The organism is Paenibacillus sp. ACRRX, assembly GCF_022346885.1.
Taxonomy (GTDB): domain Bacteria; phylum Bacillota; class Bacilli; order Paenibacillales; family Paenibacillaceae; genus Paenibacillus_B.
Genome location: NZ_JAKRNK010000004.1, coordinates 479,414 through 500,303, shown reverse-complemented (window position 1 = coordinate 500,303; position 20,890 = coordinate 479,414). Strand labels below are relative to the sequence as shown.

The 20,890-nt window shown below is 46.5% G+C and carries 18 protein-coding genes and 1 other RNA gene; 16 read left to right on the top strand and 3 right to left on the bottom strand.

Annotated elements, in window-relative coordinates; translation table 11 throughout:
* Window positions 1–59: 59 nt before the first annotated feature.
* Together odhB and MH117_RS15345 are read right to left on the bottom strand one after the other, a co-directional pair.
* On the bottom strand, window positions 60–1,340 hold the full coding sequence (gene odhB, locus MH117_RS15350; protein WP_239329738.1) for a 2-oxoglutarate dehydrogenase complex dihydrolipoyllysine-residue succinyltransferase: 1,281 nt from the start codon (window positions 1,338–1,340) through the stop codon (window positions 60–62).
* 34 nt (window positions 1,341–1,374) lie between these two features.
* A complete protein-coding gene (locus MH117_RS15345) occupies window positions 1,375–4,236 on the bottom strand; it encodes a 2-oxoglutarate dehydrogenase E1 component (protein ID WP_239329736.1) in 2,862 nt (953 codons plus the stop codon).
* A 542-nt stretch (window positions 4,237–4,778) separates the two neighbouring features.
* On the opposite strand from MH117_RS15345, the gene MH117_RS15340 reads away from it, so the two are divergent.
* The 9 genes from MH117_RS15340 to MH117_RS15300 all read left to right on the top strand — a co-directional run bounded on the left by MH117_RS15340 (window position 4,779) and on the right by MH117_RS15300 (window position 14,200).
* Window positions 4,779–5,144 carry a PadR family transcriptional regulator gene (locus MH117_RS15340; protein WP_239329734.1) on the top strand — a complete coding sequence of 122 codons (366 nt, stop codon included), beginning with the start codon at window positions 4,779–4,781 and terminating at the stop codon, window positions 5,142–5,144.
* Window positions 5,145–5,236: 92 nt separating this feature from the next.
* Window positions 5,237–5,881: a DUF1700 domain-containing protein gene (locus MH117_RS15335; RefSeq protein WP_239329733.1), complete on the top strand. Its 645-nt coding sequence runs from the start codon at window positions 5,237–5,239 to the stop codon at window positions 5,879–5,881.
* A complete protein-coding gene (locus tag MH117_RS15330; protein ID WP_239329732.1) occupies window positions 5,882–6,739 on the top strand; it encodes a DUF4097 family beta strand repeat-containing protein in 858 nt (285 codons plus the stop codon).
* Between the two features lie 74 nt (window positions 6,740–6,813).
* Window positions 6,814–7,638: a pyridoxine/pyridoxal/pyridoxamine kinase gene (pdxK, locus tag MH117_RS15325; protein ID WP_239329731.1), complete on the top strand. Its 825-nt coding sequence runs from the start codon at window positions 6,814–6,816 to the stop codon at window positions 7,636–7,638.
* Window positions 7,639–7,875: 237 nt separating this feature from the next.
* Window positions 7,876–8,112, top strand: a complete 237-nt coding sequence (secG, locus tag MH117_RS15320; RefSeq protein WP_239329730.1) for a preprotein translocase subunit SecG — start codon at window positions 7,876–7,878, stop codon at window positions 8,110–8,112.
* Between the two features lie 254 nt (window positions 8,113–8,366).
* Window positions 8,367–11,582, top strand: coding sequence for a ribonuclease R (gene rnr / locus MH117_RS15315; RefSeq protein ID WP_239329729.1), 3,216 nt, complete (start codon window positions 8,367–8,369; stop codon window positions 11,580–11,582).
* A 625-nt stretch (window positions 11,583–12,207) separates the two neighbouring features.
* Complete coding sequence (smpB, locus tag MH117_RS15310; RefSeq protein ID WP_028547116.1) at window positions 12,208–12,681, top strand: SsrA-binding protein SmpB; 474 nt, start codon at window positions 12,208–12,210, stop codon at window positions 12,679–12,681.
* 372 nt (window positions 12,682–13,053) lie between these two features.
* Window positions 13,054–13,418: a transfer-messenger RNA gene (gene ssrA, locus MH117_RS15305) on the top strand.
* Window positions 13,419–13,636: 218 nt separating this feature from the next.
* The gene (locus MH117_RS15300) at window positions 13,637–14,200 is read left to right on the top strand and encodes a tyrosine-type recombinase/integrase (protein ID WP_239329728.1); all 564 of its coding nucleotides are present in this window, start codon (window positions 13,637–13,639) and stop codon (window positions 14,198–14,200) included.
* A 61-nt stretch (window positions 14,201–14,261) separates the two neighbouring features.
* On the opposite strand, the gene MH117_RS15295 is transcribed toward MH117_RS15300, so the two are convergent.
* Window positions 14,262–14,945, bottom strand: a complete 684-nt coding sequence (locus tag MH117_RS15295) for a universal stress protein (RefSeq protein ID WP_239329727.1) — start codon at window positions 14,943–14,945, stop codon at window positions 14,262–14,264.
* Between the two features lie 130 nt (window positions 14,946–15,075).
* Here MH117_RS15295 and MH117_RS15290 point away from each other — a divergent pair, with 130 nt between their 5' ends.
* From MH117_RS15290 to MH117_RS15260, 7 genes are read left to right on the top strand one after another with little or no spacing between them, the layout of a single operon-like run.
* The gene (locus tag MH117_RS15290; RefSeq protein WP_239329852.1) at window positions 15,076–17,481 is read left to right on the top strand and encodes a Na+/H+ antiporter subunit A; all 2,406 of its coding nucleotides are present in this window, start codon (window positions 15,076–15,078) and stop codon (window positions 17,479–17,481) included.
* Complete coding sequence (locus tag MH117_RS15285; protein ID WP_239329726.1) at window positions 17,468–17,890, top strand: Na(+)/H(+) antiporter subunit B; 423 nt, start codon at window positions 17,468–17,470, stop codon at window positions 17,888–17,890. The genes MH117_RS15290 and MH117_RS15285 overlap by 14 nt, the downstream gene beginning before the upstream one ends.
* 1 nt (window position 17,891) lies before the next feature.
* A complete protein-coding gene (locus MH117_RS15280) occupies window positions 17,892–18,224 on the top strand; it encodes a Na(+)/H(+) antiporter subunit C (protein WP_239329724.1) in 333 nt (110 codons plus the stop codon).
* Window positions 18,224–19,699, top strand: a complete 1,476-nt coding sequence (locus MH117_RS15275; protein WP_239329722.1) for a Na+/H+ antiporter subunit D — start codon at window positions 18,224–18,226, stop codon at window positions 19,697–19,699. Before MH117_RS15280 ends, MH117_RS15275 begins: the two co-directional genes overlap by 1 nt.
* Before the next feature lie 14 nt (window positions 19,700–19,713).
* Window positions 19,714–20,193 carry a Na+/H+ antiporter subunit E gene (locus MH117_RS15270; RefSeq protein WP_239329719.1) on the top strand — a complete coding sequence of 160 codons (480 nt, stop codon included), beginning with the start codon at window positions 19,714–19,716 and terminating at the stop codon, window positions 20,191–20,193.
* The gene (locus tag MH117_RS15265) at window positions 20,190–20,471 is read left to right on the top strand and encodes a Na(+)/H(+) antiporter subunit F1 (protein WP_239329717.1); all 282 of its coding nucleotides are present in this window, start codon (window positions 20,190–20,192) and stop codon (window positions 20,469–20,471) included. The genes MH117_RS15270 and MH117_RS15265 overlap by 4 nt, the downstream gene beginning before the upstream one ends.
* Window positions 20,455–20,853, top strand: coding sequence for a Na+/H+ antiporter subunit G (locus MH117_RS15260; RefSeq protein WP_239329715.1), 399 nt, complete (start codon window positions 20,455–20,457; stop codon window positions 20,851–20,853). The genes MH117_RS15265 and MH117_RS15260 overlap by 17 nt, the downstream gene beginning before the upstream one ends.
* The last annotated feature ends 37 nt before the right edge of the window (window positions 20,854–20,890 follow it).

The following is a 20,890-nucleotide window of genomic DNA, read 5'->3' as shown; positions in this document are numbered from 1 at the left end:
TTATGTGCACATAGAGAATGCTCTAAGATCAAGGTTAAGCAATTCTCCTATTATGCTGCCTATCCTTCCAGCAGCAATGACTCAGGATCTTCAAGCAATTCTTTAACTTTGACTAGGAAGCTGACCGCTTCCGCACCATCTACGATGCGGTGATCGTAAGAGAGTGCAATGTACATCATCGGACGGTTCTCCATACGCTCTTGATCAATAGCAACTGGACGCAATTGGATTTTGTGCATACCCAGAATACCAACTTGAGGAGCGTTTAGGATTGGTGTCGACAGCAGGGAGCCGAATACGCCTCCGTTGGTGATGGTGAATGTGCCGCCTTGCAGATCAGAGATCGCTAGCGTGTTGGCGCGTGCTTTGCCGGCCAGATCGATAATCTGCTTCTCGATATCAGCGAAGCCTAGGCGATCTGCATCACGAACGACAGGGACAACCAAGCCTTCCTTCGCGGATACAGCAATGCCGATATCATAATATTTCTTCACGAGCAGTTCGTCGCCAGCAATCTCGGCATTAAGGAGCGGATATGCCTTTAACGCACCAATTACCGCTTTGGTGAAGAAGGACATAAAGCCTAAGTTCACATCATGTTTTTCTTTGAACTTATCTTTGCGGCGCTTGCGCACATCCATAATTGCTGTCATATCGACTTCGTTAAATGTTGTCAGCATCGCAGCGGACTGCTGCGCTTCTACGAGCCGCTTGGCAATTGTTTGGCGGCGACGCGACATTTTGCGAACTTCGACCGGTTTGCCCGCTTGTGCAGCCGCTTCCGATGCGGAGCTAGCTGCTTGTGGAACTGCAGCCGGACGAGGTGCTGCCACTGCACTTGCAGGTACGCTGTTCAAGCGAGCTTGTGCCTGAACATCCTCCTGCTTGATCCGTCCGAGCGGATCGCGTGTTTGCACTTCTCGCAAGTCAATGCCCTGTTCACGAGCGAGCTTGCGTGCATGCGGAGTCGCGTAAGTGTCACTATTGTCAGCAGCAGGTACCACCGGTGTCGGTACTGCAGCAGGGACAGCAGCACTTGGTGCAGAGGCTTCGGTTGGTTGTGGAGCCACAGCTGCAGCCGCCTCAACTGGTGCGCTTGCACTACCTCCAGCACGGATAACCCCAATGACTTCACCAACTTGAACATTTTCGCCGTCTGGACGAAGAATTTGCTCTAGAACGCCGTCTTCCTCTGCGCTAATCTCCAAATTGACCTTATCGGTTTCAAGTTCGGCAAGTACATCGCCTTGTTTCACGGCCTCACCTTGCTTCACGTGCCATTTATGCAAAGTTCCTTCTGTTATGGACTCGCCTAGTTCAGGTACTTTAATTTCTGCCACGATGGCTACCCCCTTGAGTTCAATGCGCGTATGATTAAGCTTGCTGCAGCTTTAATGCTTTATGGACGATCTGACGTTGTTCGTGGCTGTGCACATCCGCGTAGCCGCTAGCAGGGCTAGAACGTTCGCCTCGTCCGATATAATCAAGTGATGCTGCTTTAGGCAGCAGTGCACGCAGTCTAGATTCCATAAACGTCCAAGCGCCCATGTTTTGAGGCTCCTCTTGTACCCACATCACTTCTTTTAAAGACTTGAGACGGCCAATAACTTCCGTGATTTCTTCTTCTGGGAACGGATAGAGCTGCTCTACACGAATGATATGAAGCCAGCTCCAGTCTTGGTCTGGGTAATTCTCCAATTCAGCTTCAAGATCGAGCGCCACTTTACCTGAGCATAGGAGCAGACGCTGCACCTTAGCAGGCTTGCTGCCGAGCAGCGGTTCTTCCAGAATCGGACGGAAGGTTCCTTCCGTCAAAGCGGCAACAGGTGTCGCGCTGCGAGCGTTACGCAGCAGGCTCTTCGGTGACATGACAACAAGCGGACGTGCTTGCAGGGTTCCACCGATCGCAGCTTGGCGACGAAGCAGGTGGAAGTACTGCGCTGCACTCGTCAAGTTGGCAACCATCCAGTTGCCATTAGCGGACAACTGCAAGTAACGTTCCAGTCTTGCGCTGGAGTGTTCTGGTCCCTGACCCTCATAGCCGTGCGGGAGCAGCATGACCAGATTGGAATACTGGTGCCACTTCGCTTGGCCAGCGGCAATGAATTGATCGAATATGACCTGCGCTACGTTGGCAAAGTCCCCATATTGAGCTTCCCAGATCACAAGTGTCTCAGGTGCAAAGACGTTATAACCATATTCAAAGCCGAGTACTGCCGCTTCAGTCAGCGGGCTGTTGTGTATAGCAAATGAAGCTTTTGTCTGCGGAATGGAGTGCAGCGGGCAATACTTGCTGCCATTCGTTGGATCGTGCAGCATCAGGTGGCGCTGCGCGAATGTTCCGCGTTCCACATCTTGGCCGCTCAGGCGAATTGGCTGGCCTTCTGCAAGGATGGAAGCGAAGGCGAGTGTTTCCGCCAAAGCCCAGTCTACCTTGTCTTCTTCCACAAAGGCTGCCGCGCGGCGCTTCAAGATACGGTCAAGCTTTGGATAAGGCGTAAATGACTCGGGATGCTGAATCAAAGCCTCATTTAGCTCACGTAATTGCTCTACGGCTATGCCCGTATCTGTCGGAATTGGAGCATTTGCACGTGGAAGCTTATCGCTCTGATTGCGATATTCTGTTGCTGTCCGTTCCCGCATCTTCTCATATGCTTGCTGAAATGTAGCTTCAACGTCGTCCTTCATCTGTTGAACGTCTGCTTCTGTTAGAACGCCCGATTGCTTCAGCTTCTCCGCATATATTTGATGAGCGATCAGGTGCTTGTTGACTTTCTCATATACAAGCGGCTGCGTTGAGCTTGGGTCATCCATCTCATTATGACCATGACGGCGATAGCCGATCAGGTCTATCAAGAAGTCTTTCTTAAACGTATCACGATATTCAAATGCCATTCTCACGGCTGCAATACAAGCTTCAGGATCATCTGCGTTCACATGCAGAATCGGAATTTCATATCCTTTGGCTAGGTCGCTTGCATATAGGGTGGAACGTGAATCCGAGCTTTCCGTCGTAAAGCCAATCCGGTTGTTGACGATAAAATGGAGGGTGCCTCCATTCTGAAATCCACGCAACTTATCAAAGTTCAGTGTCTCGGCAACGATACCTTCGCCAGGGAATGCTGCATCGCCGTGCATAAGGACAGCTAATGCTCGATCGGTATCTTGAACCGGATATCCTTGGCTGCTGCGTTCTTCCTGTGCAGCACGGGCAAAGCCTTCAACTACCGAGTTTACATATTCGAGATGGCTCGGGTTATTCGCAAGTGTTATGGTAGTTCGCAATTGATCTTGCTCGAAATCGTGATCTGCACCGAGATGATACTTAACGTCGCCCGTCCAGCCGAAGTTAATGCCTGTGGAACCCTCAGATGGGTACAAGTCTTTGTTCGGTGAATGGTGGAATTCCGAGAAGATGGCGCCGTAAGGCTTGCCAAGCACGTGAGCCAGTACGTTCAAGCGTCCGCGGTGCGCCATTCCCATCAAGATGTGCTTTCCGCCGTCTTTAGCGAAGGACAGTACAATCTCGTCAAGCATTGGCACAAGCGCATCGTTTCCTTCAATGGAAAAGCGCTTCTGGCCAACAAAGGTCTTGTGCATATACTTTTCAAACAGATCGACTTGAATCATACGTTTGAGCAGCTTCTTCTTCTCATCAATTGTCAGCTCAATCGAATCGGTTTCCGCTTGTGCACGCAGCCAGCGTTTCTCATTAACGTCATGAACATGGCCAAAATCGTAAGCAATTGTACGAGTGTAGCACTTCTTTAACTGCTCGATGGCGTCCCATGCGGTACGGACGTTTGCCGGAGGCTCATTCCAGACCAATGATGCCGGGAGCGACTGCAGCTGTTCGCGTGTCAGACCGTAGGACTCGGGCTCGAAACGCTGCAGCAACGGCATTGAATCAGCACCGAGTGGATCAATGTCTGCAGCCAAATGGCCAAAATGACGGATATGATCAGCAAGCTTTGAGACGGCTACAGCTTGCTGAAGCTGGGCCTCCCCGATAGGAGACGTGCTGCTATTTACAGCTGCAGTCGATGCAGCTGAATGAGCTGGCTCACTATACGAATCCATTGGAGGCGGACCGTACTGTTCAAACAGCTCCCGATATTGTGCGTCTACCGCCTCAGGATTGATTACATACTCTTCGTATTGTTCTTGCACGTATCCAAGGTTCGGGCCATAATACTGCTCCCAAGCCGACCCCCGGTTAGACGTTCCAACCGACATGGATCATGACCTCCTCATGTTATCTATCCTGTTGTTAGGGATAAAATTGTAGTTCCCTATATGTTCATCCATCCAATTATTGCGCTTTCAAGTGTTTGTTAGTGAATACTGGAAACGGCTCTATTATACTAAACATTTGAACGAATTTATCAAAAAGTTCGATTTATTTAAGATAGCTTTTTCAGATGATAACCATATCAAAAGGAGATAGGTATCGAAAGAGACTAGCGCAATATGAGAAGGAATAGGATTATATGGAGTAAAGTGTTCAATTACACTGCGGTAATATGATGTCAGGAACAATAACAAATGACGAGACTGGAGTCGCAAATACACTAGACCTGAGGCTAGTTTTGTGGAAAACCACTTGTTGGAAAAGTGAAGTCTCGATATAATCAATATTAGCTACTGTACAATAAACAATACTGAATGATAAATACAACGTTCGATAACTTTTTTGGACGCATATCTTGTTACAACGACAGCTTAACAGGTGCGAAATGTCATTGTCATTGTGCTGAAAGTAAAGGAGGGGAAGCTAATTGAAGGAGATCATTCAATTTAAGAAAGGCGTGCTTGGTCTGTGTGTAATGGTACTAATTAACCAACGAGATCGTTACGGCTTTGAACTAGCCCAACAAATATCCAAACATGTGGAGGTAGCAGAAGGTGCGCTGTATCCGGTTCTGCGGCGGATGGTCGCAGATGGCCATTGTACGACCTATCTGCAAGAATCTACGGAAGGCCCGCCGCGTAAATATTATACATTGACTCCTGAGGGCAAGGCCTATATGAATGAGCTTGTGACGGAGTGGCAGAGCTTTGTCAGTGGAGTGACAACTTTGTTAGAGAAATCAGGCAGCGAGAATGAACAAGAACGAAGTGAAGAATCAAGTGGAATAGGATAAGGATTAGATTATGGAAGTACACGAGAATATCGAGCACATATCTGTTCTGAACGTAATGATGTTCAATTTAATAGATTTAGGGGTGAAGTCAGGTGCATAAAGAATACTTTATGTTAAAGCTCAAGCTTGGACTGATATCCATGCCGGAGAAGGATAGAAATGAAATATTGGATGAATACGATGCACACTTTGAATTTGGCAAACAACAAGGCAGAACAGATGAGGAGATTGCCAAGGAACTAGGTGACCCCGAGGAATTGGCCGTTGAGCTTATGGGAGAATCAGATATAAAGCCGTTCAACCAGCAAGCACACAATCAGGCACCACCGTTTTATGGGGATTCTAATTATGGCCCGCCGCATGCTGCGCCTCCGATGCATGAAATGCCTCCTTACTACCCACAGAAAGAACGATCAGGCGTGGTTTCACGTCGAGTGTTTGGCGTAATCGGAGCATTTTTTGTGAGTATTATTGTTATTCCGTTGTTAATCAGCGGTTGGGGTGTATGTATTGGATTGATCGGAGCTTCGTTAGGGTTTTTGCTAGCGCCGTTTGCCTATATATTAAAGCTTAGCTTTGGTGCTACTTTCTTTGGAGCGGAATTAAGCATGTATATAGTTGGATTTGGTATCGGTATTCTATTAGCTCAGGCAATAGCCGCGATATGCCGCTTATATGGAAAGCTGAATCTCGCTTATTTACATTGGATCGCAAACGTGGGAAGGGAGAGAAGATAAGTGAAGAGAGTACTGCTTAATATTTTTGCAATAGGCTGCATCGTGGTTGGCATGGGCGGCATGTTATTTTTCGGCATGGATAAGATATTTAAGTCTCAGCTACCAAGCTATCAGCACAGTATAGAGATCGGAGCTGACCTTAAGCGAATAGAGATTATGGCGAACGAGGGAGCAGTTGACGTCACTTGGAAGCTGGACGGTCAGAACAAGATTGAGTTGTCAGGTCAGGCTCCTGAAGAGACGATCAAGAAGATCACTCATACGTCGGTACAGAATCAGACACTTGAACTTAATTATAAGCATAATGATGACTTGCAATGGATACGATTGATGAATCTGGGGACGTATGATCGCAAGCATAGTATTGTGATACATGCTTCTAAGGAGTTTATATTGGAACAAATGAACGGCAAAGTATCGGCTGGAACGTTTACCATGCAGGGCGGGAAAATTAATGACCTTACGGTGAAAAGCGAACTGGGAAGTGTGATCGTTAAAGAAGTGCAGGGTCAACAAGCTACATTAAGCTCAGATGCAGGAAAAGTAGTTGCAGATAACGTAGATGCCAAGCTGGATGCCAGCTCTGCATTTGGGACTATCGATCTGATTGATACGACGCAGCCGGTTACGGTAAAGGCCGATGCGGGCAGCATTTTTATGGAGCAGAAACTGCCACATTCCGCTAAAGTGAGCAGCAATTTCGGAAGTATCGAGATTATAGTTTCACCACAGTATGAAGGTTCTTATATTGCAAGCTCTAATTTTGGCAGCGTGGAAGTCCCCCTTTCGAAAGGGAAAAGCGATCAAGTGATTCAGGTGCGTGCAGATGCGGGAAGCATCAACATTGTAGAAAAATAATTGGTTACTGCAGGAATTGGCATTATAATCGGTTATAATGGGAAGATATGATGCAATAAAGGGGTATCGATCAAATGAAACCGATTAATAAAGTACTCACACTTGCAGGCTCGGATTCCAGCGGCGGCGCAGGTATTCAAGCCGATCTGAAGACTTTTCAGGAGCGCGGCGTATACGGGATGACTGCGCTTACGACCATTGTTGCGATGGATCCAGACGATCAGTGGGCACATCGCGTGTTCCCGATCGCGTTGTCTACTGTGGAAGAGCAATTAAAGACGATCTTGTCTGTTGGCATTCAAGGGATGAAGACGGGGATGCTGGGTTCGATTGGCATTATTGAACTGGCAGCACGTACAATTGAGAAGCATAAGATAACAAACGTTGTCGTAGATCCGGTGATGATCTGTAAAGGCGCCGATGAAGCTTTGCACCCAGAGACAAATGAGGCGCTTCGTGACGTGCTTGTGCCAAAGGCAACGGTAGTGACACCGAATCTGTTTGAGGCAGCGCAATTGGCTGGTACTGCTCCGATTCATACGTTAGAGGATATGAAGCAGGCAGCTGTTCGCATTCATGAACAAGGCGCTAAGTATGTGCTTGTGAAAGGCGGTTCCAAGATCGGCCTCCCGACTTCAATTGACGTACTGTACGACGGTCGTGTATTTGAGATTCTGGAAGCGGACCTTATTGATACAACGTATACACATGGGGCAGGCTGCACGTATTCCGCAGCGATTGCGGCAGAACTGGCTAAGGGCTATGATGTGGTAGCAAGCATCCGCACAGCTAAGCGCTTTATTACAGAGGCGATTCGTTATTCGTTCCCTCTGAATCAATACGTAGGCCCATTGCGCCACAATGGACTTCGTCTCGTGGAATCAGGTTCCGAAGAGTAAGCTTCAATCTGAGGATAAAATATAGGGTTACTGCACATAGGTGAAGTTTCATGTTGTGGCTTGGATAAGGACTTGAACAAGCACAGCAATAGGCTGTGGATCATCTAAGTTGTGTTCGTTTGCTATCATGTTCAATACTTGTGTGACAGGCGTTCCTATGTTACAATAATAATGCTGTTTTTAAGCTTATAGCTTTTCGTGAACGTTCTTATGAGGCAACCATTAGGAGGTGGAATCGTGGTAATTTTCTTCAAAATATTGCTCATTATTTTTTCGGTCGGCTTGATTAGCGTGGTACTTCTGCAAAAGGGTAAAAGTGCTGGTCTTTCAGGCGCCATCTCCGGCGGTGCGGAACATTTATTTGGAAAGCAAAAAGCACGCGGTATGGATTTGGTATTACAACGATTAACAGTTGGATTGGCATCTGGATTCTTTATCGTAGCTTTGATCGTGGCTTATTTCGTTAAAGCATAGTTGCGAATGGAATAATTATGGATAACAAGAAGCGGGAACCACAGGTTTCCGTTTTTTTTGTGTTTTTAAGATGTGAAAAAGCGGCTGTTTTTATTTACGTCATTGTGGGGAAATAGACTAAGGGGAATGTGGTATGAGCCCTTTTACGGTAAGCTGTTCATTCGCACGGATGTCAGCAAATAATTTCGTGTATACTAAGATATATATTGGTATACTGTGCAGGTGGGTGAAGAGGCAGGGTGCGAGGTGAAGGAATGATAACAGAACAGCAGATATTGGACTTTATGCGTGAATTGGCTTACAAGCCGATGACTTATCGGGAATTAGAGCAGCATTTTGACATATCGGATGCGGCGGCGTTTAAAGAACTGCTGAAAACATTAACAGGACTTGAAGAGTCCGGTCATATTATTAGAAACCGTTCAGACCGCTACGGGGTACCTGAACGGATGAATTTATTGCGCGGCAGGCTGCAGGCGCATGCGAAGGGATTTGCCTTCCTAATCCCGGATGAGGAAGGGCATCCTGATGTATATATTCACGCGAATGATTTGAAGACGGGAATGCACGGGGATATCGTGCTGGTGCGAGTTACAAGCAAGGCAGCCGACAGTAACCGCATGGAGGGCGAAGTGATTCGTGTCGTCAAGCGGGCCATTGAGCAGGTTGTTGGCGTATTTCAAAATCTAGACTCTTATGGATTCGTTATTCCTGATGATCGTCGAATTAATCGGGACGTGTTTATTCCGAAGGATAAATTTCTAGGTGCGGTTACGGGGCAGAAAGTTGTTGTTCGAATCGTCAATTATCCGGAAGGACGTGCAGCGGCAGAAGGGGAAGTAACCGAGATTCTTGGGCATAAGGATGACCCAGGCGTTGATATATTGTCTATTATCCGCAAGCACCAACTCCCGGAAGCGTTTCCCGGTGAAGTGATGGAGGCAGCGGAGTCGGTGCCGAATGCCATTAGTGAAGAAGAAATTATTAGCCAGGGAAGGCGTGACCTGCGGGGATTAACAATCGTAACGATTGATGGCGAGGATGCAAAAGATTTAGATGATGCCGTAAACGTTGAGAAGCTGCCTAACGGTAACTACAAGTTAGGGGTTCATATCGCAGATGTCGGCTATTATGTTCCGGATGGTTCGGTACTGGATCGAGAGGCTTATGCACGCGGATGCAGTGTTTATTTGGTTGACAGAGTTATCCCAATGCTGCCGCATCGTCTATCTAATGGGATATGTTCCTTAAATCCGCGAGTGGACCGGTTGACGCTGTCTTGTGAGATGGAATTTGATGAAAAGGCCAAGCTGGTAAAGCACGATATTTTCCCAAGTGTGATTCGTACGGTAGAGCGGATGACATATACCAATGTCCGCAAGATCGTGGAGGACGAAGACCCGGATGTTCGCGCGCAGTACGCTTATTTGGTCGACAACTTTATGTTGATGAAAGAGCTTGCCATAAAGCTGCGTGATAAGCGGATGCACCGCGGTGCAATTGACTTTGACTTCGAAGAATCGAAAGTTATTGTAGATGAAGAGGGCAAAGCTGTTGATATCGTGAAGCGTGAACGTTCAATTGCAGAGAAGATGATTGAGGAATTCATGCTGGCCGCCAATGAAACGGTGGCAGAGCACTTCCATTGGCTGCGCGTACCTTTCATTTATCGTATTCATGAAGAGCCGGACAGCGAGAAGTTGTTTAGCTTTATGACCTTTACTGCCAATTTTGGTTATGTTGTAAAGGGCAAAGGGAATTCGGTTCATCCGCGGGCTCTGCAATCTCTATTGGAAGAGATTGAGGGAACACGGGAGCAGACTGTCATTAGCACGATGATGCTGCGTTCGATGCGACAAGCGAAATATGATGCAGAGAGCACAGGTCATTTCGGATTGGCCGCGGAGTATTATACGCACTTCACATCGCCGATCCGCCGTTACCCTGACTTAGTCATTCACCGAGTCATGCGTGAGGTAATCGACAACGGTGGTGCACTGCCTGAGAAGCGGCATGAGCAGCTGCAGGCACGTATGGCAGATATAGCCAAGCAATCATCGGAGCGTGAACGTGTCGCGGTAGACGCCGAACGTGATGTGGAGCAGATGAAGAAAGCAGAATACATGCTGGATAAAGTCGGAGAAGAATTTGACGGCATTATTAGCAGTGTGACCAGCTTTGGAATGTTTATTGAGCTTGAGAATACGGTAGAGGGTCTAATCCGGTTGAGCGAAATGTCGGATGACTACTATCATTTCCATGAGCAGCATATGATGCTCCTTGGCGAGCGTACGTCCAATATGTTCAGGATTGGCGACGCTGTTCGGATTCGTGTGGCACGTGTAAGCATGGATGACCATACGATTGACTTTGAGCTTGCTGACAGTTCGCCGCGCAATCGGGGCGCAGGACGCGAATTCGGCTTTGAGCGCCGTAAGCGTGGCCGGAGTGAGTCCCGTGACGGTGGTCGAGATGGACGCAATCAAAGCGGCGCAGGTCGTGGACGTGATGGCCACAACAGCGGCGGCCAGTCCGGTCGTGTAGGTCGAGGTGGCGGAAATGGCGGGCCGGGCGGACGACCAGCCCGAGGCGGCAGTGCAGCTGGCCAAGGGGGCCGCGGTGCTCGTGACGGCCAAGGCAGTGCAGGCGGTCGCGGACGTGATAGCCGCGGTCAAGGCAGCGGAGGCCAGTTTGGCCAAGGTAACCGTGGGACCGGCAATGGTGGGCCAGGCGGACGTTCAGGCCGAGGCGGGCAAAGCGATGCTGGATTCCGTCGCGACCACAGCGGACAAGGGCGACAAGCCGAAGGTATACGCGCTGATCGCAGAGGTCGAGATGGCCGTGAGCTTCAGGGTGAGGACGCAAGCCTACCGTCCCAGTTTCCTGCAGATGCATATCCAGAGCGACACCAGGACAATGCAGGCGAGGAATGGTTGAATAGATCCGGTCACCGTGAACGTCAGGGCAGCGGCCGTACAGGCGGCAGACACCGGGATCATCAAGGATCCGTTAATCCTTATGAGAAGCGTTCCGGAGGCCATAAACCTGCTAAGGGCAAGAACGGCATTCAATTTGGCCAAGGTGGAGGTCAACGGGATGAATCATCCCGTTCAGCTTCCCCATCTGATGATGCCAATTGGGTGGATAACTTGATCGACAACGCGGAGCGAGAAGCTAAACGTGCGCAGGGCGCTTTTGATTTTGGTTCCGGTCGCGGAGGTTATGGCCGAAGAGGCGGACCAGGCGGCTTTGGCGGTGCGTCAGATAACAGTCGAGGCGGCGATTATCGCTCAGGTCGTGGTAAGATGACGGGCGGCAAGAAGGGACGCAAGACCACTTCGGAGAGCGGCATCTTTATCGGCGAGCCGAACGCGCAAGCGCGTAAGCAGGCTAAATCCGCAGATAAAGCGGCGCGGAAGAAGGGCAAGTCCAACAGCGGAACGGCTAAATTTGTACGTAAAAATCGCTAAATGCAAGAGACTGTTTCATGAATAAGTGAGTGCCAAAGCTTACTTAGGGGTGTCTTACATTGGTGGATTTACTATAATTCAATTGTTTGTGAGCCTTCAGAGCCGCGTTTTACAGCGGCTTTGGAGGCTCTTTTGCATACGAGAAGACACTGTCTACTTGATTAGCCCAATAGCAAGAAGAACTTTGTCGTGCGTTATACTTTTTTATGAATTAGATGTGATGAAGAGATGAGATACTGGGAAATGTATATTCTTTAAAAAAGGACGAGAGATGGAAAGATGAATCAAGTCACATCACGATCAGTACGAATTGAAATGAAGGTGATGGCAGACAGTATGACATCTTTATAGGCTTGCTGCCTAGTCACTGTTGAAAATGGAAGGTGTACGCGATGTGCATATTGTGGCCTAGATAAGCTGGTTGTTTAAATAACTATGTCCAACTGCGGGAATAGCTTGAGTGAGTAGTGCTTTATTTGGTACAATATAAGTCTAGTCGTTGTTCTGAGGTGTGTAATGTTTAGATGCACTATATGATTCATTTTCATCATATGAAAGAACAATGGTTAGAACGAATTACTTTTTTTAAAAGTATGGATAGGTCGTAACGTTGGAGGGTACAATCATGGGTAAGAAAAGTGAAAATAAAGTGCTGGCCCAGAATAAAAAAGCGTCCCATGATTATTTTATCGAGGACACATATGAAGCGGGTATGGTGCTGACAGGTACGGAGATCAAGTCTTTGCGTCTGGGTAAAGCCAACATTGGAGACTCATTTGCGACGATCCGTAAAGGTGAAGTGTTCATTCACAACATGCATATCAGTCCGTTTGAGCAGGGGAATCGATTTAATCCGACGGACCCGACACGTGCACGCAAGCTGCTGCTTCACAAATCGCAGATTAGCAAGCTGATAGGTCAGACCAAGCAAGAGGGGTACACGCTTGTACCGCTTAAGATATATGTTCGCAATGGCTTTGCTAAGCTGTTGATCGGACTTGGTCGAGGTAAGAAAAATTACGACAAGCGCGAGACGGCTGCGAAACGTGACGCGGATCGCCAGATTCAGCGAGCGCTGCGGGAGAAGCAGAAGTATTAATGTTAGTTCATGGAGCATAAGGCGAGCCAAGTGCGAGCAGTGCAGCTAATAGCTAATACACGGTCTAAGTCATACTTTTAGGGACAGAGAGGCCTCGTGGCATGCTAGAGCATGATGTGGCAGCACTCTCAAATGGTTCCAAGGAAAAGGAATGTAGCGCTGGCAACAAGTTGGCTAACACCATTACCGGATCTGTGTTATAATAAGTTTGTCGGTAACGATAACAAGCTTTACTGTTGAACGCTGCTGACATTCATGATATACACTTTGACAATTGCATAGTGTGGAAGGAAATACACTATCGTGTCTTACTTTTCTCTTTAATTCAAGACCCAACTCCCCAGATGGGCGAGATGTGTCGCTTATCATTATGGGGGCGTTCTTGGATTCGACGGGGATAGTTCGGGCGCGGGTAGCGGGTAGTGGGGCTGCGTCCACTTCAACAACGCGAACGCCTATTTAAACGGCAAACAACAAACAAACTACGCTTTAGCAGCTTAATAACCTGTTAGCGTGCTTCTACTCTCCATCGCCCATGTGGCGGGATAGGGGCTCAACTTTAGTGGGATACGCTGTCACATCTCCGCCTGGGGTGTGCTGAAGAAGACAATCAGGCTGACCCAAAGCATAGCCGGTTACGGGGCGCTGCTCGGGTGACATCAAAACTGTAGCTACACCCGTAGAAGCCTGTGTTGCGTTATCTTCGGACAGGGGTTCGACTCCCCTCGCCTCCACCATGTAAAACCACATCCGCATGAGGATGTGGTTTTTGCTGTTTTCTCTTAATAAAAACGTAGAGAACTCTAGATTATTACATATAGATTTTTGAAAAACAAATAATATCTTATGTGGTGTTTTTATTTTATGACAGACTAACTGTCAGATTTTTTTATTTGTTATGTTACTTAATAACTGTTAATATTAAATTAAGTAACATTATTCGGAGGGATTTTCTGTGGAATTTGTTAATCCGATTCGGGACGTCAAAACTATACAAGCGATGAAAGAGGAGTTGAGAAAACACTCTGTAAGGGATCTGCTGCTTTTTGTATTAGGAATTAACACCGGGATTAGTCTTCTGGATTTGCTCAATCTAACTGTACAGGACGTTTGGGATGGCGAGCATGCTAAACAGTTTCTTTATATTAAGGATGAAAAGACAGGAGAAGAAAAGGATTATTACTTAAACAACAAGGTCGGGGAGATACTAAGCGAGTATTTATCGAACGCCGATTGGAAATTTGAGGATTATTTGTTTAAATCCAAGAAGGATAGTCGCCCGATTACCCGTCAGCAGGCGTACCGAATTATTAACCACTCAGCAAGGGAGGTAGGAATATCTGAGAAAATCGGGACGCATACGCTTAGAAAGACTTTTGGTTACCATGCGTACTATAGGGGAGTTTCCATCTCCATCTTAAAGTCGATCCTGCATCATCATTCCACCGCAGAAACGTTAAAGTATCTGGGAATCGACAGGACTGAGAAGCGTACAATTAAAGTGGATGTTAATTTATAAATGACCTGTGTTTTGAAAAAAAATCTCCGCATGGAACATGCGGAGAAGGTTAGTTAAACTTTTATTTAACAGAGTCGTCCAGACCCAATGCTGTATTAATATCTACGTTTGTTAGTTCATTGACAATCCCGTCAGTTACGAGGACATGTAAAGTTGAAGCATCTTTCATAAAACGGAAAATTCCGTTATCGAAATCGGTATCCACTTCTTTAAAGAAAATGCCTTCATATACTGTTTCTTTTCCGTGACTGAAGCTTAGCTGGTATCGTTCCCCATCTTTGATCAAATAAGCACGAATTCCCTTTTGATAATTGCCTTCTTCATCCCGAATGTAACGGGCAACGGAAACGATATGCAGGTCGACAAAGGGGATCTCGCGTACCAAAGAATTAATGATAGATCCCTTCGTAATTTGTTCCCACCGGCTGTGCGCTGTCTGACCAAGAATGATCTGTGTAATGTTGTTATCTCTGGCTACTTCTGCAATGACCTTGTAGACAGGACGGCTTTCATTATCCTTCATGATAAATTGGGCCGTAGCGTGAGCGTGGGCATATTCTTTCCATTGTTCGATATAGAGTAATTTTTCGGCATCCAATTCGTCGAATGGCTTCGGATCAATGGTCAATATATACAGTGGAGCTTTCATTATATTAGCGATTGCACAGCCACGTTTGATTAGTCTTTCGCTATTGGGACCATAATAAACGCAAACAAGAATGCTCTCATTATATACGCTAATCATTTTTAGTATTTCACCTCAATGCTAGTATTAGGACTCGATAAACTATGTAAGACTATAGTTGATGTTGCGACAAGAGTCAACATGTAGATACGGAAGCAGAAGTCATGAATAAGGAGGAGTACGCTTGGCTATGTTCTATACCTGTATTTTTCTCCCGTTTATCAGTGCAATGCTTGTTCCCTTGCTATATAAGTATTTCAATCGCTTAGTGCATACGGGATGGTTCGTTTTACTTGTACCTATGTCTATTTTTGTCTATTTGCTACAGTATATACCTGGTGTAGCGGCGGGTGACACCTATAAATACACATTATCTTGGATTCCGTCCCTTGATGTGAATTTGATCTCCTATGTGGATGGGCTTAGTCTGTTATTTGGTTTGCTTATCAGTGGTGTTGGTAGCTTGGTCATTATTTATTCTATATTTTATATGTCTAAGGCCAGAGAGGCTCTTCATAATTTCTATATTTATTTGCTCATGTTCATGGGTGCTATGCTGGGGGTAGTATTCTCTGATAACCTCTTAGTCCTGTATGGATTTTGGGAGTTAACCAGCGTGTCTTCCTTCTTATTGATCTCCTATTGGTACGAGCGCAAGAGCTCCCGCCAGGGTGCCTTAAAGGCGCTATTGATTACGGTTCTTGGAGGATTCGGCATGTTAGCCGGGTTCATTATGCTGATCATGATGGGAGATACGTACAGCATTCGGGAATTGTTCGCTAACCTGGAAGTCATACAAAGCCATGTATTGTTTATTCCTGCGATGCTATGCATTTTGCTCGGGGCATTTACGAAATCCGCGCAATTTCCGTTCGGTATTTGGTTACCGGATGCGATGGAGGCACCAACTCCCGTGAGTAGTTACCTCCACTCGGCAACAATGGTCAAGGCTGGCATTTATTTAGTGGCGCGTATGACTCCGCTTTTTGGGGGTAGCTCCGTGTGGTTCTGGCTTGTGGCCGGCATTGGTATCATTACGCTGCTGTATGGTTCTTTGACAGCGCTGAGACAGACCGATCTTAAGGCGATGTTAGCGTATTCTACGATTAGCCAATTGGGGTTGATCATGTGTCTGCTTGGGGTCGGTTCTTTAGCCGTCTATTTTGGACCTAGCGAGAGCGGCACGATCTTTACAGTAGCTACATTTGCTGCCCTATTCCATTTGTTTAATCATTCGACCTTTAAAGGCAGCTTGTTTATGGTTGTTGGTATTATTGACCATGAGACTGGCCGGCGGGATATTCGCTATTTAGGCGGTTTGATGCAAGTCATGCCGGTTACGTTCACAATCGCTTTGATTGGCGGCTTATCCATGGCGGGATTACCGCCGTTTAACGGCTTTTTGAGTAAGGAGATGTTTTTTGCAGCGGTGAATGATGTATCCGGGGCCGGTATTTTCGGTTTGGGCAACATAGGTCTCCTGTTTCCGGTCATTGCTTGGATAGCCAGCATATTTACTTTTGTTTATTGCATGATATTTGTATTCAAGACCTTTGGCGGACAATATCGTCCTGAAAAACTGACACGAAAAGTGCATGAAGCGCCTTGGGGGATGCTGTTTTCACCGGCCATTTTGGCATTACTCGTGATATTCATTTTCTTCTTCCCCAATGTATTGGGTAAGTATATTCTCACCCCGGCGTTAACCGCGATTTTGCCGATGATGCCGCTATCTCCATACGACCTGAAAATCAGTGCATGGCATGGGCTCAATATGGAGCTCGCGATGACAATCGGTGTCATTGTTGTCGGTCTCCTTCTCTTCAGAACAAAGAAGCGGTGGATCCAGGTCATGCGAAATTATCCTCAGGGATTAACATTGAATCATTGGTACAATCAGGGCTTATCCGGTACGGAGAGGCTCTCGGCATCCCTGACCAACCGGTATATGACAGGCTCGCTGAGACAGTATCTGATCTATGTTTTTTCTTTCTTTGTCATTGTATTGATAAGTTCGCTTCTGCTGCTCCATGGTCTCCAGTTCGATTTCACAAGTAATGCAGCTATCAGCATTTTTGATGTGGGACTTGTGCTTGGCATGATCATCTCCGCATGTACTGTCTTATTTGCCGGCAATCGGATCCTGGCTATTGTTGCATTAGGCGCTTTAGGTTATATGGTATCTATGTTCTTTGTTATCTTTAGGGCTCCTGACCTGGCATTGACGCAGATGGTGGTGGAGACGGTGACAACGGTTCTGTTCTTGCTGTGCTTCTATCATTTACCGAAGCTTACGAAAAGCATCGAGCGGATTCCTTTCAAACTGACGAATTTGGTCATATCCATCGCGATGGGTCTAACGGTGGCACTGCTCGCCTTGTCCGCGAATGGGCATAAATTATTTGAACCCATATCCTCATTTTTTGAAAATGCCTTTGAACTGGCGGGCGCCAAAAATATTGTCAATGCTATATTAGTGGACTTCCGCGGATTTGATACGATGCTGGAAATATCCGTGCTGGTCATTGCCGGGCTAGGTGTATATATATTCGTTCATCAGCGTTCCAAAAGGAGGGAACAGAATGAAATCGAATGATGTGATATTGCAAAGTGTAACCCGAGTGGCTGCCGTGATCATATTGACCTTTTCGATCTATTTATTTATGAACGGTCACCATGATCCGGGAGGAGGATTCATTGGGGGGCTGAGTATGGCATCCTCTATTGTCCTGCTGTATCTTTCTTTTGGAGTCGAGAAGGTAAGGGAAAATATTCGGGTCGATTTCAAAAAGCTTTCAGCGGTAGGTGTGTTGATTGCCGTTGCGACCGGAATGGCGAGCACGGTATTTGGTAAACCTTTTTTAACCCAGACCTTCGGTCATGTGGACTTACCGATCTTTGGAGATACTGAGCTCGCGTCCGCTTTGATTTTTGATACCGGAGTTGCTTTGGCTGTCATAGGTACCGCAGTCAATATTATTCTAAGCATAAGTGAGGATCGTTAATATGGAGACACTAATGGTCATACTGGTCGGTATTTTAATATCCATTGGAACCTATTTGATTCTATCTAAGCAACTACTGCGAATTGTGCTCGGGTCATCGATTGTGGGCCATGCGGTTAATTTGTTGCTTATCACTTCTGGTGGGCTGAAGACGGGGAGTGCTCCTCTGCTGGAAGAGAAAGCTGCGGGTTTTACGGACTCTATTCCTCAAGCATTAATTCTAACTGCGATCGTCATTAATTTTGCCGTGACAGCGCTAGTATTAGTTTTGTGTTACCGCGCCTATCAAAGCTTCGGGACGGATGACATGGAGCAATTAAGGGGAAATGAGTAATGAATAATTTGTTGATCGCGCCGGTTATCATTCCTCTATTGACGGGGATGCTCCTCATTATATTCCAGAAAAATATTAAGCTTCAGCGGATTCTTAGTCTGGCTGCATTGTTAGCCACCAGTGTCATTTCAGTTCTATTGATGAACCAGATCAGAGATGGCGGGATTCAAAGCTTACAGTTGGGTGGCTGGCAAGCGCCTTACGGCATTAGTTTCGTGGGTGATATGTTCAGTGCTTTGCTGCTATTGGCTACCTCTATTGTCTCGGCGTGCTGCTTGATTTATGCTTTTTCATCGATTGGCCGCAAGCAAGAAAAACTTTATTTTTATCCTCTATTTTTGTTTTTGATTACAGGTGTCAATGGTTCGTTCTTGACAGGGGATTTATTCAATTTATATGTCTTTTTTGAACTGTTTCTGGTGGCTTCCTATGTACTGATCACATTGGGGGGAGCCCAGAGGCAGCTTCGCGAATCGCTCAAATATATTTTTACGAACATAATTGCATCGGCGTTCTTTTTGATCGGAGTTGCCTATTTATATTCTATAACCGGCACATTGAACCTCGCCCATTTATCGATCCGGATTGCAGAGGTTGGCCAGGATGGGCTAATTACCACCGTCGCCTTATTATTCCTGATCGTATTTGCTATGAAGGCGGGACTATTGCTCTTTTTCTGGCTACCCGGGTCCTATAGTGTACCTCCAACGGCCATCGCTGCCATATTCGCAGCGTTGCTTACTAAGGTAGGGATATACGCCATTTTCAGAATGTTTACGCTCATCTTTTATCATGAACCGCAAATTACCCATCTGTTTATCGGAATATTAGCCGCTATTACAATGGTGCTAGGCGGACTTGGAGCGATCGGCTTTTGGGATTTGAGAAAAATATTAACCTACAATGTGGTCATCAGCGTTGGATTTATTATGGCTGGACTTGTCTCTTTAACATCCACCGGCATAGCAGGCTCTATTTATTATTTGATTCACGACATGCTGATTAAGGGGCTTATATTTATGATTGGGGGAACGATTGTTCATCTCACGGGGACAAGTGACTTGAAGAAAATTAGCGGCTTGATTCGTCTTCACTCCGGGTTAGGCTGGATGTTCTTCATCGCTGCTTTGTCTATGGTTGGAATTCCTCCGCTCAGCGGATTTCTTGGTAAAGTATTTACGACGCAAGGTGTCTTTGAAGCTGGTTACTATTGGCTTGGAGGAATCGGGCTGCTGGCCAGCTTGTTCATTCTGTTTTCTATGATCAAATTGTTTATGAACGCTTTTTGGGGTGAGACGATTCTGAGTGTTGAGGAAGAGAAAGGGACAACGAAAGGCTTATTGCTTCCGATCGCTCTTTTGACGCTGGCTAGTGTTGCTATGGGAATCGGTGCTGAGGCGATTACGGGTTATGTTGCCCAAGCTGCCGAGGAATTGCTCAATCCAAGTCTATATATTCAGGCGGTGTTTGATTAAAGGGGGGAACAGCCATGCCCGTTCAGGTGCTACTCAACATATTCATTGCCTACTTGTGGATGTTTCTGCAAGAGGATATGAGCATATTAAACTTTATCAGCGGTTACTTTGTGGGTCTGTTTATTTTAATGTGCATCCACCGATTCTTTAAAAAGCCGTTTTATCTATACACGCTAGCCGCAATCGGTAAGCTGTTCGTTCTCTTTATCCATGAGCTGAATACTTCTGCGATGATGGTCATGAAGCATGTGCTCCGTCCTAAAATTGATGTTAAGCCAGGGATTTTCAAGGTGGAAACAGATTTGGAGGGGGATTTGGAAATTACGCTCCTATCCTTATTAATTTGCTTGACGCCAGGCTCAGTCATCATGGAGGTAACCCCTGATTCGAAGGAGCTGTACATCCACGGTCTGAACATGCCAGAATCCCGGGATTCTGTATTAAAATCAAAATCTGTTTTTGAAAAAGCGATAAAGGATGTGACGAGAAAATGATATTTGAGACGGTGTTGATCACTGCATTATGTATATTAATGCTGGCCATACTAGCCAATTTATATCGGATTGTAAAAGGACCGTCCAGTGCAGACCGTGTTCAGGCGCTAGATTCCGTCGGTATTAATCTGATCGCCAGTACTGCCGTATTCTCCGTGCTGCTGCACACGCATGCCTTTTTTGATCTCATACTATTGATCGGAATCCTTTCATTTATCGGAACGGTTGCCTTTGCCAGATTTATTGAAAGAGGTGTTGTTATTGAACGCAAGCGGTGAAGTGATCGGGGCCATCCTCATTCTCATCGGAGCCATTTTTAGCTTGATCAGCGCGATTGGAAATGTGCGTTTGCCCGATGTGTACACAAGGTCCCATGCTGCATCTAAAAGTTCTACGCTTGGCGTGCTGTGCGCGCTCGTTGGAACATTACTGTATTTCTTGATTTCCGACGGTTTCTTCAGCATCCGCCTCATCTTAGGCATCTTCTTTGTATTTTTAACAGCCCCAGTGGCCGCCCATGTCATCTGCCGGGCTGCATACCGCAGCCAGGTGCCGTTAGCCGAGCAGAGCGTCCAAGATGAATTGAAGGACTACTACATGGAGAATGAGATCTTCGAGGTAGAAGATAAGGTCGAATTAGTTAATGATCAGGTGAAATGAAAAAGCAGTTCACCCTCAACGGTGCAGTTTTTTGTCT

Coding starts and splice junctions, on each gene's coding strand:
- MH117_RS15290 (WP_239329852.1), top strand. CDS start 15,076: ATGTTCTATACCTGTATTTTTCTCCCGTTTATCAGTGCAATGCTTGTT.
- MH117_RS15295 (WP_239329727.1), bottom strand. CDS start 14,945: ATGATTAGCGTATATAATGAGAGCATTCTTGTTTGCGTTTATTATGGT.
- MH117_RS15270 (WP_239329719.1), top strand. CDS start 19,714: ATGCCCGTTCAGGTGCTACTCAACATATTCATTGCCTACTTGTGGATG.
- MH117_RS15285 (WP_239329726.1), top strand. CDS start 17,468: ATGAAATCGAATGATGTGATATTGCAAAGTGTAACCCGAGTGGCTGCC.
- MH117_RS15280 (WP_239329724.1), top strand. CDS start 17,892: ATGGAGACACTAATGGTCATACTGGTCGGTATTTTAATATCCATTGGA.
- smpB (WP_028547116.1), top strand. CDS start 12,208: ATGGGTAAGAAAAGTGAAAATAAAGTGCTGGCCCAGAATAAAAAAGCG.
- pdxK (WP_239329731.1), top strand. CDS start 6,814: ATGAAACCGATTAATAAAGTACTCACACTTGCAGGCTCGGATTCCAGC.
- MH117_RS15345 (WP_239329736.1), bottom strand. CDS start 4,236: ATGTCGGTTGGAACGTCTAACCGGGGGTCGGCTTGGGAGCAGTATTAT.
- rnr (WP_239329729.1), top strand. CDS start 8,367: ATGATAACAGAACAGCAGATATTGGACTTTATGCGTGAATTGGCTTAC.
- MH117_RS15265 (WP_239329717.1), top strand. CDS start 20,190: ATGATATTTGAGACGGTGTTGATCACTGCATTATGTATATTAATGCTG.
- MH117_RS15275 (WP_239329722.1), top strand. CDS start 18,224: ATGAATAATTTGTTGATCGCGCCGGTTATCATTCCTCTATTGACGGGG.